The organism is Streptomyces sp. NPDC049577, assembly GCF_040675635.1.
Taxonomy (GTDB): Bacteria; Actinomycetota; Actinomycetes; order Streptomycetales; family Streptomycetaceae; genus Streptomyces.
Map to the genome: position 1 here is coordinate 1 of NZ_JBFAPH010000207.1, position 11,450 is coordinate 11,450.

Annotated in this window: 12 protein-coding genes; 8 read left to right on the top strand and 4 right to left on the bottom strand. The window is 75.3% G+C overall.

All coding sequences use genetic code 11. The annotated features are described in order from the left end of the window. Positions 1-92: 92 nt before the first annotated feature. Entirely contained in the window at positions 93-1,379 is a 1,287-nt protein-coding gene (locus tag AB0K09_RS21940; RefSeq protein WP_366067069.1) for a DUF1015 domain-containing protein, read from the bottom strand. 72 nt (positions 1,380-1,451) lie between these two features. Here AB0K09_RS21940 and AB0K09_RS21945 point away from each other — a divergent pair, with 72 nt between their 5' ends. Then, positions 1,452-2,474, top strand: coding sequence for an HAD-IIA family hydrolase (locus AB0K09_RS21945; RefSeq protein WP_366067070.1), 1,023 nt, complete (start codon positions 1,452-1,454; stop codon positions 2,472-2,474). Between the two features lie 97 nt (positions 2,475-2,571). Here the strand turns inward: AB0K09_RS21945 and AB0K09_RS21950 are convergent, their stop codons facing one another. Both AB0K09_RS21950 and AB0K09_RS21955 read right to left on the bottom strand, forming a co-directional pair. After that, on the bottom strand, positions 2,572-3,372 hold the full coding sequence (locus AB0K09_RS21950; RefSeq protein WP_366067071.1) for a siderophore-interacting protein: 801 nt from the start codon (positions 3,370-3,372) through the stop codon (positions 2,572-2,574). Position 3,373: 1 nt separating this feature from the next. Beyond that, on the bottom strand, positions 3,374-4,393 hold the full coding sequence (locus AB0K09_RS21955) for an ABC transporter substrate-binding protein (RefSeq protein ID WP_366067072.1): 1,020 nt from the start codon (positions 4,391-4,393) through the stop codon (positions 3,374-3,376). A 143-nt stretch (positions 4,394-4,536) separates the two neighbouring features. Between AB0K09_RS21955 and AB0K09_RS21960 the strand changes: the two genes are divergently transcribed. From AB0K09_RS21960 to AB0K09_RS21970, 3 genes are read left to right on the top strand one after another with little or no spacing between them, the layout of a single operon-like run. Next, a complete protein-coding gene (locus AB0K09_RS21960) occupies positions 4,537-5,532 on the top strand; it encodes an iron chelate uptake ABC transporter family permease subunit (protein WP_366067079.1) in 996 nt (331 codons plus the stop codon). Next, complete coding sequence (locus AB0K09_RS21965) at positions 5,529-6,572, top strand: iron chelate uptake ABC transporter family permease subunit (RefSeq protein WP_366067073.1); 1,044 nt, start codon at positions 5,529-5,531, stop codon at positions 6,570-6,572. Before AB0K09_RS21960 ends, AB0K09_RS21965 begins: the two co-directional genes overlap by 4 nt. A 44-nt stretch (positions 6,573-6,616) precedes the next feature. Further along, the gene (locus AB0K09_RS21970) at positions 6,617-7,477 is read left to right on the top strand and encodes an ABC transporter ATP-binding protein (protein ID WP_366067074.1); all 861 of its coding nucleotides are present in this window, start codon (positions 6,617-6,619) and stop codon (positions 7,475-7,477) included. Here the strand turns inward: AB0K09_RS21970 and AB0K09_RS21975 are convergent. After that, on the bottom strand, positions 7,425-7,772 hold the full coding sequence (locus AB0K09_RS21975) for a sterol-binding protein (RefSeq protein WP_366067075.1): 348 nt from the start codon (positions 7,770-7,772) through the stop codon (positions 7,425-7,427). The genes AB0K09_RS21970 and AB0K09_RS21975 overlap by 53 nt on opposite strands. 81 nt (positions 7,773-7,853) lie before the next feature. On the opposite strand from AB0K09_RS21975, the gene AB0K09_RS21980 reads away from it, so the two are divergent. The 4 genes from AB0K09_RS21980 to AB0K09_RS21995 all read left to right on the top strand — a co-directional run. Beyond that, positions 7,854-8,174 carry a hypothetical protein gene (locus AB0K09_RS21980; RefSeq protein ID WP_366067076.1) on the top strand — a complete coding sequence of 107 codons (321 nt, stop codon included), beginning with the start codon at positions 7,854-7,856 and terminating at the stop codon, positions 8,172-8,174. Between the two features lie 13 nt (positions 8,175-8,187). Beyond that, on the top strand, positions 8,188-8,994 hold the full coding sequence (locus AB0K09_RS21985; protein WP_366067080.1) for a TlyA family RNA methyltransferase: 807 nt from the start codon (positions 8,188-8,190) through the stop codon (positions 8,992-8,994). Then, positions 8,991-9,923, top strand: a complete 933-nt coding sequence (locus tag AB0K09_RS21990; protein ID WP_366067077.1) for an NAD kinase — start codon at positions 8,991-8,993, stop codon at positions 9,921-9,923. The genes AB0K09_RS21985 and AB0K09_RS21990 overlap by 4 nt, the downstream gene beginning before the upstream one ends. Positions 9,924-10,111: 188 nt before the next feature. Next, positions 10,112-11,450: AAA family ATPase (locus tag AB0K09_RS21995; protein ID WP_366067078.1), on the top strand; the 1,339-nt coding region annotated here is incomplete at its 3' end.

Sequence of the window (11,450 nt, forward strand, 5' to 3'; positions counted from 1 at the left end):
GCGGCGCCGGGCGCGCCCCCGGTGGGGTGCCCGGTGTCCCGGTGACGGACGAGGGCGGGCGGCCCCCGGCCGGGGTCCGCCCTCTCTCTTCATCAGTCCAGCGCGAGACTGCGCAGCACGAGCCCGGTCGCCGGCTTCGGGCCGAAGGACGTCGACTTCCGGGGCATCGTGACGCCCTGCTCGGCGAGCTCCCGCACGACCTCCTCGCTCACCGGGTGCATCAGCACGGCCGTTCCGCCGTGGCGCTCGGCCTGGTCGACCGCGGCGGCGGCGTCGTGGATGTAGCCGATGTGCTCGGGGCCGTCCGGGACCCGCCACACATGCTCCAGGAGCACGGAGTGCAGGACGGTCGCGTCGAGCTCGCGCCACGCCCGGGGGCGGTCGGCGGGGACCGTACGGGCCAGGAGCTCCGGGTCCGGGCGGTCGAGGAGGTGGAAGCGGCCGTCGCCGGCCAGGACGAAGGCGTTGCCGGGCCGCTCGGCCCCGGCCAGGGCGTCCAGGGCGCGCGGCCAGGGGCCCTCGACCGTCCGGATCCGGAAGGCGTCACCGGCGGCGGCGAGGGCGTCGGCGACCGGCAGCCGGTGCAGGAGCCGGTGGATGGGGCGGACCCGCAGGGGGTAGCGGGCGGTGTCCACGAGCAGGACGAGCCCGAAGTCCCAGGGGCCGGGGGACGGTTGCTCGGCGCGCAGCCGCAGGTAGGTGGCCCAGCGGTGGTGGCCGTCGGCGATCAGGGCCCGCTGGTGGGAGAGGTCCGCGCCGACGCGGGCGAGGTCGGCGGGGTCGGTGATGGACCAGAGGCGGTGGGCGAAGCCGTCGTCGGTGGTCGTCGAGAGCAGGGGCTCGGTGAGGATGACGCGCTCGATGACGGCCGCCGCGCCCTCGGCGCCGTTGCCGTTGCCCCGGTAGGAGAACAGCAGCGGTTCGAGGTTGGCGCCGGTGTCGCGCATCAGGGCCGCGCGGTCCTCGATGATGTGCGGCATGACGTCCTCGTGGGGCAGGACGACGCCCTCCTCGCGGGGCGTGACGCGCAGCGCGCCGATGAGCCCGCGCTGGAGTATGCCTTCGCCGCGCTGCTCGTACACGTAGAGGGCGGGCTCGGGGTCGGCCGCTAGGATCCCCTCGTCCTGCCAGCGGCGCAGGGTCTCGGCGGCCTGCCGGTGCCGGTCGGAGGCGGTCGCGGCCTGCGGGAGAATGAGCCGGACGATGTTGTGCGGATCGGCGGTCTCCAGGTGACGCAGTCCGTCCGGCCGCACGACCACGTCGTACGGTGGCGAGGTGACGGCTGCGAGGCTGCCCACCCGCTCGGGGACGTAGCGCAGCCCTCGGAAGGGGGCGAGGTGCAGACCCTGTCCTGCGTGCCCGTGGCCTGGAGTGCTCATTGGCAAATGTTATGTCTCCCGGCCCGGCGGCGAGTCGGTGAAGAGACGTACAACACAAGGAGCGAGCACGGCATGAACGAGATCGCGGTCCGCACCCGGCCCGACGGCAGTGAGCAGCGGCTGAGCGAGGTCTACGACACGGCGCTGCTGGACCTCGACGGAGTGGTGTACGCGGGCGGGGCGGCCATCGTCCACGCCGTGGAGTCGCTGGCGGCGGCCCGGGAGGACGGGATGCGGCTCGCCTACGTCACGAACAACGCGGCCAGGACGCCGGAGACGGTGGCCGGGCACCTGACCGAGCTGGGCGTACCGGCCGAACCGCAGGACGTGATCACCTCGGCGCAGGCGGTCGCGCGGCTGATCGCCGATCAGCTGCCCGCCGGCTCGCGCGTCTTGGTGATCGGCGGGGAGGGCCTGCGGGTCGCGCTGCACGAGCGCGGTCTGGTGCCGGTGGACTCGGCGGACGACGCGCCCGATGCGGTCGCGCAGGGGTACGGCGGTCCGGAGATGCCGTGGGGACGGCTGGCGGAGGCGTCGTACGCGGTGGCGCGGGGCGTGCCGTGGTACGCGTCCAACACAGATCTGACGATCCCGAGCGCGCGGGGGATCGCCCCGGGGAACGGTGCCGCGGTGGAGGCCGTGCGGATCGCCACGGGGGCGGAGCCGCAGGTGGCGGGGAAGCCGCTGCCGCCGATGCACCGGGAGACGATTCTGCGCACCGGCGCGCGGCGGCCGCTGGTGGTGGGGGACCGGCTCGACACGGACATCGAGGGGGCGTATGCGGGGGGTGTGGACTCGCTGCTCGTCCTGACGGGGGTGACGGACGCGGCGCGGCTGATCGCGGCGGAGCCGCGGCATCGGCCGACGTTCGTTTCGGAGGACCTTCGGGGCCTGCTGGCTGTGCAGCCGGCGGTGACGGGGGACTTCCGGTGCGGGGGATGGACTGCCGTTGTGCGCGGGGACGCGCTGGCCCTGGACGGGGAGGGGGAGCCCGTCGACGGGCTGCGTGCGCTGTGTGCGGCGGCGTGGACGCACGCCGGGGAGGGCGTGTGCGGGCTGGACTCCGAGAAGGCGCTGGCCCGCCTGGGCTTCTGACCGGTGGTTGCTGCCGTCGTTCCGGTTGTGCCCACCCTCCCGCCCATTGCCGGGACACCGCGCGTCAGCGCGGTCCGGGGGCGGAGCCCCCGCGCCTTCACGCCAGCTCTGCCAGGAGGTCTTCCTCCGTGGCGCCGTGGCGCCAGTAGCCCGTGAAGGTCACCGTGTGTTTGCCGAACCCGCGGTCGGCGATCAGGTGACGGCGGGTCGCCCGGACCGTGCCTGCCTCGCCCGCGAGCCAGGCGTAGGGGGTGCCGGGCGGGAGGGGCGCCGCCCGGAGTGCGGGGAGGAGGGCCTGGCCCACCAGCCAGGTGATCTCCGCGTCGGCGGGGGTCGGCAGGTCCTGGACGTCCTCCGCCTGCGGGACCTCGATCCAGACCTTGGCCGGGATGCCGGCCGGGAGCGAGGCGAGGATGCCCGCGACGGCCGGCAAGGCCGACGTGTCCCCGGTGAGCAGGACCCAGTCCGTGCCGTCCGGCAGGCGGAAGTCGACGCCGCCGTTGTCCTCGGTGATGGGACCGAGGACGGCGACGCGGTCGCCGGGGCGGGCGGTGCGGGCCCAGTCGCAGGCGGGGCCGCCGGGGGCGTGGAGGGCGAAGTCGACGTCCAGTTCCCGCTCGTCGCGGCGCAGCTCGCGCACGGTGTAGGTGCGCATGACGGCGCGCACGGAGGGGTCCTGGGTGCGCCACTGTGCGAACCAGCCCTCGCCGCGGTCGTCCGGCAGGACGGGGGCCGGTTGCCCGGGGTGGGGCAGGAAGAGCTTGAAGCGCTGGTCGCGGCCGCCGGTCACGGCGACGGCGAGGTCCTGGCCGCCGAGGGTGACCCGTACGACGGCGGGGCTGACGTGCCGGGTGCGCAGGACGTGGAGGTCGAAGAAGCGGTAGGTGGGAGCGGTCACGTCAGGCCACCTTCTCCGACTTCTCGACGGCGGCGGCGAGGTTCTCCAGGAGCGGTGCGCAGCCCGCGTGGGAGAAGCGGGGCTCGCTGAGCCAGGGGGTGATCTGGCCGGCCTTGACGGCGGGGAGCGCGGCCCAGGTGGGCCGGTCGGTGAGGTCCTTCGGCCGGAGGGCGGAGGTGCGGCTGTCGAGCAGGATGAGGTCGGCGCCGTACTTGTCGGCGTTCTCCCAGCTCAGGCTCTCGAAGTAGCCGCCCTTGTCGGTCTTCTCGGGTATGACGAGGTCGATGCCGAGCTGCCGGAAGTACATGAGGTCCGCGTTGACGGCCGGGTTGGAGACATAGAAGAGGTCGGCGCCGGCGGAGGCGGCCATGACCTTGAGGGAGCGGTTCCCGGCGGTTCTGCGCAGGGTTTCGGCGGCGCGCTCGAAGCGGGTCCTGGCGTCGGCGACCTTCTTGGCCTTGAGGTCGGCGCCCAGGGAGGCGGCGAGTTCGGCGTGGCGCGCGACGACCTGGGGCAGGGGGACGCGGGCCGTGGTGAGGGCGACGGAGGGGGCCAGGCCGAGGATCTTCTTCTTGCCGTCGTCCGGCACGTACCAGAGGGCACCCGGGTCGAACATGCTGGTGACCAGCAGTTCGGGGCGGAGGGCGGCGTACTTCTCCACGTTGAACTCGCCCCAGACGTTGCCGAGGACGGTGAGCCTGCCGATGTCGAGGTCGCCGGCCTGCGGGTCGGGGCTGCCGTCCTTGAGGCGGGTGGGGCCGAAGACCGCGGTGCACTCGACGCCGAAGTCGTGCAGGGCGGCGGCGGTTCCGGTGAAGGCGGCGATCCTCTTCGGCGTTCCGGCGGTCCTGGCGGTGTCGCCCCGGTCGTCCGTGAAGCTCCACGCGCCGCCGGAGCCGGATCCCGGGTCGCCGGCCGAGCCGCCGCCCCCGCAGGCGGCGAGGAGGGCGCCGATGCCGAGGGCGCCGCCCGCGGCCAGGATGCCGCGGCGGGAAGGGGCGAGGGTACGGGCGGTGCTCATGGGAATGCGCTCTCTCCGAGGGGGCGATGTGAGGTTAGGCTAACCTAAGTGGCGTGTTGGTTGTCAGCCCCCCTCAACCCCGGCCGCCCCAGCGGGAGAAGCGGAACTCCCGCTCCCCGAGCGGCCCCGCCCGCGCCGCCGGGCTGCTCGCCGCGACGGTCGTGCTCCTGCTCGTCGTCGTCGCGTCCATCGCGATCGGCGCCAAACCGATCCCCGTCGACCAGGTCTGGCACGCCCTGTTCGGACACGGGGCCGGACACGGGGCCGGGCACGGCGGATCCGGTGCCGATGCGGACGTCGTCGTCCGCGACGTACGGCTGCCGCGCACGCTGCTCGGCCTGCTCGTCGGCGCCGCGCTCGGACTCGCCGGAGCCGTGATGCAGGCACTGACCCGCAACCCGCTGGCCGACCCCGGCCTGTTCGGCATCAACGCCGGCGCGGCCGCCGCCGTCGTCACGGCCATCAGCTTTCTCGGCGTCACCTCGCTGACCGGGTACATCTGGTTCGCCCTCCTCGGCGCGGCCGTCGTCACCGTGGTGGTGTACGCGCTCGGCGGGCGCCGGGGCGGCAGCCCGGCGCGGCTGGCGCTCGCGGGCGTCGCCGTGACGGCCGCGCTCAACGGCTACATCAGCTCCGTCGAACTGCTCGATTCCGCGGCGCTGGACACGATGCGCTTCTGGACCGTCGGCTCGCTGGCCTCCGCGCACGGCACCGTCGTCCGGCAGGTCGCCCCGTTCCTCGCGGTCGGCGTGCCGGCCGCCCTCGCGCTCGCCCGGCCGCTCAACGCCATGGCGCTCGGCGACGACCAGGCCCGCGCGCTCGGCGCCCACCCCGCCCGCACCCGCGCCCTGGCGATGGCCGCCGTGACCCTGCTGTGCGGAGCCGCGACCGCCGCCTGCGGGCCGATCGTCTTCGTCGGCCTGCTGGTGCCCCACCTGGTCCGCGCCCTCACCGGCCCCGACCTGCGCTGGATCCTGCCGTACTCCGCCGTCCTGGCCCCCGTGCTGCTGCTCGGCGCGGACGTCCTCGGCCGGGTCGTCGCCCGGCCGTCCGAGCTCCAGGTCGGCATCGTGACGGCGCTGCTCGGCGGGCCGCTCTTCATCCGTCTCGTACGCCGCCGGAGGATGGCCAAGCCGTGACAGTCACCCGCAGAAGAACTGTACGCACCCGCGGCGGACTGTCGCTGCGCCTGGATCCGAGGGCCGCGCTCGTCACGCTGCTGCTCATGCTCGTCGCGCTCACCGCCGCCGTCGCCCTCGTCGGCACCGGCGACTTCCCCATGAGCCCCGCCGACGTGCTGCGCACGCTGGCCGGCGGAGGCACACCGGCCCAGGAGTTCGTCGTCGAGGAACTCCGGCTGCCCCGCGCGCTGGCCGGCCTGCTGGTGGGCGCCGCCCTGGGGCTGGCCGGAGCGGTCTTCCAGTCCGTCGCCCGCAACCCGCTCGGCAGCCCGGACGTCATCGGCCTCGCACAGGGCTCGACGGTCGGCGCCCTGACCGTCATCGTCCTGTTCGACGGCGGCCCCTCCGCGGTCGCCGCCGGCGCGGCCGCCGGCGGCCTGGCCACCGGGGCGGCCATCTACCTGCTGGCCTGGAAGAAGGGCGTCCAGGGCCACCGGCTGGCCCTCGTCGGCATCGGCGCGGCGGCCGTCCTGACCGCCTGCTACAGCTATCTGCTCACCCGCGCCGACCTCACCGACGCCACCCGCGCCACGGCCTGGATGGTCGGCTCGCTGGGCGGCCGCGACTGGGAACAGGTGTGGCCGCTGCTGGGCGCCTGCGCGCTGCTCGGACCGCTGCTCCTCGGCCGCGCGCGGGACCTGACGATGCTCGAGATGGGCGACGACGCGGCGTCCGCCCTCGGCGTCCGCGTCGAACGGACCCGGCTCGTCGCGCTCACGGCCGCCGTGCTGCTGGCGGCCGCCGCGACCGCCACCGCCGGGCCCGTCGCGTTCGTCGCCCTCGCCGCGCCCCAGCTCGCGCGCCGTCTCACCGGCGCTCCCGGCCCCAACCTGCCCGCCGCCGCCTGCATGGGCGCCGCCCTGCTCGTCACCGCCGACTGGGCCGCGCAGCGGCTCCTCGGGGCCGACAAGCTGCCCGTCGGCGCGCTGACCGGCATGGCGGGCGGCTGCTACCTGCTGTGGCTGCTGCACGTCCAGCGCAGGACCGGCCGGCTGTGAGCCCCGCGCCCGCGCCATCCCCCCACCCGACCAGGAAAGCCTCCATGACCAGCCGACTGTCCGCCGAAGCCGTCACCCTCTCCTACGACGGGCGCGTCATCGCCGAGGACCTCTCGGTGGCCGTCCCCGACCGCTCCTTCACCGTCATCGTCGGCCCCAACGCCTGCGGCAAGTCCACCCTGCTGCGCGCCCTGTCCCGGATGCTCAGGCCCACCGCCGGCACCGTCCTGCTGGACGGCCGGGCCATCGGCTCCTACCCCGCCAAGCAGGCGGCCCGGACGCTCGGGCTGCTGCCGCAGTCCTCGGTCGCCCCGGACGGGATCACCGTCGCCGACCTCGTCGCCCGGGGCCGCTACCCGCACCAGGGTCTGCTGCGTCAGTGGTCGCCCGAGGACGAGCTGGCCGTGGCCGGATCCATGACCGCCACCGGCGTCGACGGGCTCGCCGACCGGTACGTCGACGAGCTCTCCGGCGGCCAGCGCCAGCGCGTGTGGATCGCCATGGCCCTCGCCCAGCGCACCCCGCTCCTGCTCCTGGACGAGCCGACCACCTACCTCGACATCCAGCACCAGATCGAGATCCTCGACCTGTGCGCCGATCTGCACGAGACGCAGGGCCGCACCCTCGTCGCCGTCCTGCACGACCTCAACCACGCGGCCCGCTACGCCACCCACCTCATCGCGATGCGCGACGGGAAGGTCGTCGCCCAGGGGCCGCCCGGCGAGGTGGTGACCGCCGAGCTCGTCGAGCGGGTCTTCGGGCTGCGCTGCCAGGTCGTCCCCGACCCGGAGACCGGCACCCCGCTGGTCGTGCCGGCCGCCCGCCGGCCGCGCACCGCGCCCGCCGCGGGCGCTACAGCAGGGAACGCAGCCGCAGCACGTCCAGCATGCTCGCCCGGATCCTGACCCGGCCGCTCGCCCAGGCGCGCGCGAAGGGCAGCCTGCCGTCGACCATGGCCACCAGGTCGTCGCCCGTCATCTCCAGCGCGATCTCCGCCCGCCGCTCCGGCACGCCCTCGACCGTGCGGACCTCCTTCAGATGCCCCTCGCGCAGATGCCCCGTGAAGGTCAGCCCCAGGTCGGTGAGGTGGCAGCTGAGGGAACGGTCGAGCACGGCAGCCCGGCGGAGCTCGGGCCTCGCCTGCGCGAGGTTCTCCGCCAGCCGGTCCAGTGCGTCGCGGCACTCCTCGATGGTCGCCATTGGCAGGACGCTACACCGGCCCACTGCGCCGGCCGGAGGGGAACACCGGGGAAACACCCGCGACGGGGTAGCGTCGGAGCCATGACCGACGCCATGACCGACGCCACGACCGATGCCGGTGCCGGCGCCCCGACCGGCGCCCCGGCCGTCCCGGCGCAGGGCAGCGACGCCCCCGGCACGGCTCCGGACGCGCCCGAGCCGCTCGGCGTCGACCGCACCCCCACCGGCGACGCCGCCGTCGACGCGAGCCTGGCCCGGCTCGCGGACGCCGACCACCTCGGCGTGAGCGGCCACCTGGAGGTGTACGAGGATGTACACCGGGGCCTGCGCGACGCGCTCACCGCGCTCGACCGGCCCGCGGGGCCGCCGGCCCCCACGCGTCCGTACGACAACAGGAGCTGAACCGCCCGTGGCAGTGACCCGCCGCCGACTCGACGCGGAGCTGGTGCGCCGCAAGCTGGCCCGCTCGCGGGAGCACGCGAGCCAGCTGATCGCCGCCGGCCGGGTGACCGTCGGCGGTACGACGGCGACCAAGGCGGCCACCCAGGTCGAGACCAGCGCCGCGCTCGTCGTCACCCAGGACGACAGCGACCCGGACTACGTCTCCCGCGGCGGCCACAAGCTCGCCGGCGCCCTCGCCGCGTTCGTGCCGCACGGGCTGGAGGTGAAGGGCCGCCGCGCCCTCGACGCGGGCGCCTCCACGGGCGGCTTCACCGACGTCCTGCTGCGCGCCGGCGCCGCCCACGTGGTCGCCGTCGACGTCGGCTACGGGCAGCTCGCCTGGTCCCTGCAGAGCGACGAACGCGTCACCGTGAAGGATCGTACGAACGTACGCGAGTTGACGCTGGAGCAGATCGACGGCGAGCCCGTCGACCTCGTCGTCGGTGATCTGTCCTTCATCCCGCTCGGCCTCGTCCTGCCCGCGCTCGTGCGGTGCGCCGCGCCCGGCGCGGACCTCGTGCTCATGGTCAAGCCGCAGTTCGAGGTCGGCAAGGAGCGCCTGGGCAGCGGCGGCGTCGTGCGGAGCGCGCAGCTGCGGGCCGAGGCGGTCCGCCAGGTCGCCGCCCAGGCCGCCGAACTCGGCCTCGGCGTCCTGGGAGTGACGGCCAGCCCGCTGCCGGGGCCCTCCGGCAACGTCGAGTACTTTCTGTGGCTGCGCGCCGGTGCGCCCGAACTGGACCCGGCGGACGTTGACCGTGCAGTTGCGGAGGGGCCCCGTTGACCACTTCAGAAGCATCAGCCGCAGTACCGACCGGACGCACCGTTTTCCTGCTCGCCCACACCGGCCGCCCGGCCGCCATCCGCAGCGCCGAACTCGTCGTCCAGGGCCTGCTGCGGTCGGGCATCGGCGTGCGGGTGCTCGCCAGGGAGGCCGCCGACCTCCCGCTGCCGGCCTCCGCCGAGCGCGTCGAGTGCGGGCCCGGCGAGCCGGCCGCCCTGGAGGGCTGCGAGCTGCTGATCGTCCTCGGCGGTGACGGTACGCTGCTGCGCGGCGCGGAGTTCGCCCGCAGCTCCGGCGTGCCGATGCTCGGCGTCAACCTCGGCCGCGTCGGCTTCCTCGCCGAGGCCGAGCGCGACGACCTCGACAAGGTCGTCGACCGGGTCGTCACCCGCGCCTACGAGGTCGAGGAGCGCATGACCCTCGACGTCCTCGTCCGCACCGACGGGCACATCGTGCACACCGACTGGGCGCTGAACGAGGCCTCGGTCGAGAAGGCGGCGCGCGAGCGGCTGCTGGAGGTCGTCACCGAGGTCGACGGCCGGCCCGTCTCGCGCTTCGGCGGCGACGGCGTCGTCTGCGCGACGCCGACCGGCTCGACGGCGTACGCGTTCTCGGCCGGCGGGCCGGTCGTCTGGCCGGAGGTGGAGGCGCTCCTGATGGTCCCCATCAGCGCCCACGCCCTCTTCGCCAAGCCGCTCGTCACCGCGCCGGACTCGGTCCTCGCGGTCGAGGTCCAGCCCCAGACCCCCAACGGCGTCCTGTGGTGCGACGGCCGCCGCACGGTCGAGCTCCCGGCCGGCGCCCGCGTCGAGGTCCGCCGCGGCGCGGTCCCCGTCCGCCTGGCGCGCCTGCACCACGCGTCCTTCACGGACCGCCTGGTGGCGAAGTTCGCCCTCCCGGTGGCCGGCTGGCGGGGCGCGCCGCACTGACGGCTTGCCGGGCGGCCTGCCGCCGGGGGAGCGGGAAAGGGACCGGCCCGGCAGCGGCGGAGAAGGGAATTTCCGGCCTGCTCCGGCGGGCCCGCGGGGACCGGGGAGGGATCACCCGGAACGGTGGTGGGATCCTCCCCCGGGGGATCGACGGGGGCGGCCGTCGCGAGGGGCCCCCGGAACCTCGTATGGTCGTATCCGTGTTGGAGGAGATGCGGATCCGGTCCCTGGGTGTCATCGATGACGCCGTCGTCGAGCTGTCGCCCGGTTTCACCGCGGTGACCGGCGAGACCGGCGCCGGCAAGACCATGGTCGTCACCAGCCTCGGGCTGCTGCTCGGCGGGCGCGCCGACCCCGCGCTCGTGCGCGTCGGTGCCAAGGCCGCGGTGGTCGAGGGCCGGCTGGCCGTCGACGCCGGCTCACCCGTCGCCGTACGGGCCGAGGAGGCGGGAGCCGAGCTCGACGACGGCACCCTGCTCATCAGCCGTACCCTCTCCGCGGAGGGGCGCTCGCGGGCCCACGTCGGTGGGCGCGGGGTGCCCGTGGGGCTGCTGGGCGAGCTCGCGGACGACCTGGTGGCCGTCCACGGGCAGACCGATCAGCAAGGGCTGCTGCGTCCCGCCCGGCAGCGGCAGGCCCTCGACCGCTACGCGGGTGACGCGGTGGCCGTGCCGCTCGCCAAGTACGCCGACGCCTACCGCCGGCTGCGGGCCGTCTCCGCCGAACTGGCCGAGCTGACCACCCGCGCCCGCGAGCGGGCGCAGGAGGCCGATCTGCTGCGCTTCGGGCTGGAGGAGATCGCCGCCGCCGAGCCGAGGCCCGGCGAGGACGCCGAACTCGCCGCCGAGGCCGAGCGGCTCGGCCACGCCGAGTCCCTCGCCTCCGCCGCCACCGCCGCGCACGCCGCGCTCGCCGGCAACCCCGAGGACCCCGAGGGCATCGACGCCACCACGCTCGTCGCCGGCGCCCAGCGCGCGCTCGACGTGGTGCGCTCCCACGACCCGGCGCTCGCCGCCCTCGCCGAACGGCTCGGCGAGCTCGGCATCCTCCTGGCCGACGTCGCCGGCGAGCTCGCCGGCTACGCCTCCGACCTGGACGCGGACCCGCTGCGGCTCGCGGCCGTCGAAGAGCGGCGCGCGTCCCTCGCGCACCTCACGCGCAAGTACGGCGAGGACCTCGGCGAGGTCCTCGCCTGGGCCGAGCGCGGCGCCGCCCGCCTCGCCGAGCTCGACGGAGACGACGACCGGATCGGCGAGCTCACCGCCGAGCGCGACGCCCTGCGCGCCGAACTCGGCGAGCTCGCGCAGGCGCTCACCGACGCCCGCGCGGAAGCGGCGAAGCGATTCGCCGCCGCGGTCACCGCGGAGCTCGCCGAGCTCGCCATGCCGCACGCGCGCGTCGCCTTCGCCATCCGCCAGACCGAGGTCGCCGACGCGGACGCCGGCATCGACGTCGCCGGCCGCGCCTCGGGGTGCCCCGGGACCGCGTCCACCAGGAGATCTTCCATGTGGCCGAGGCCCCGGCGGC

What these genes read in the sequence shown, in the direction of transcription:
- AB0K09_RS21940 (WP_366067069.1), bottom strand. Translation starts at nt 1,379, where the DNA reads ATGAGCACTCCAGGCCACGGGCACGCAGGACAGGGTCTGCACCTCGCC.
- AB0K09_RS21945 (WP_366067070.1), top strand. Translation starts at nt 1,452, where the DNA reads ATGAACGAGATCGCGGTCCGCACCCGGCCCGACGGCAGTGAGCAGCGG.
- AB0K09_RS21955 (WP_366067072.1), bottom strand. Translation starts at nt 4,393, where the DNA reads ATGAGCACCGCCCGTACCCTCGCCCCTTCCCGCCGCGGCATCCTGGCC.
- AB0K09_RS21970 (WP_366067074.1), top strand. Translation starts at nt 6,617, where the DNA reads ATGACCAGCCGACTGTCCGCCGAAGCCGTCACCCTCTCCTACGACGGG.
- AB0K09_RS21975 (WP_366067075.1), bottom strand. Translation starts at nt 7,772, where the DNA reads ATGGCGACCATCGAGGAGTGCCGCGACGCACTGGACCGGCTGGCGGAG.
- AB0K09_RS21980 (WP_366067076.1), top strand. Translation starts at nt 7,854, where the DNA reads ATGACCGACGCCATGACCGACGCCACGACCGATGCCGGTGCCGGCGCC.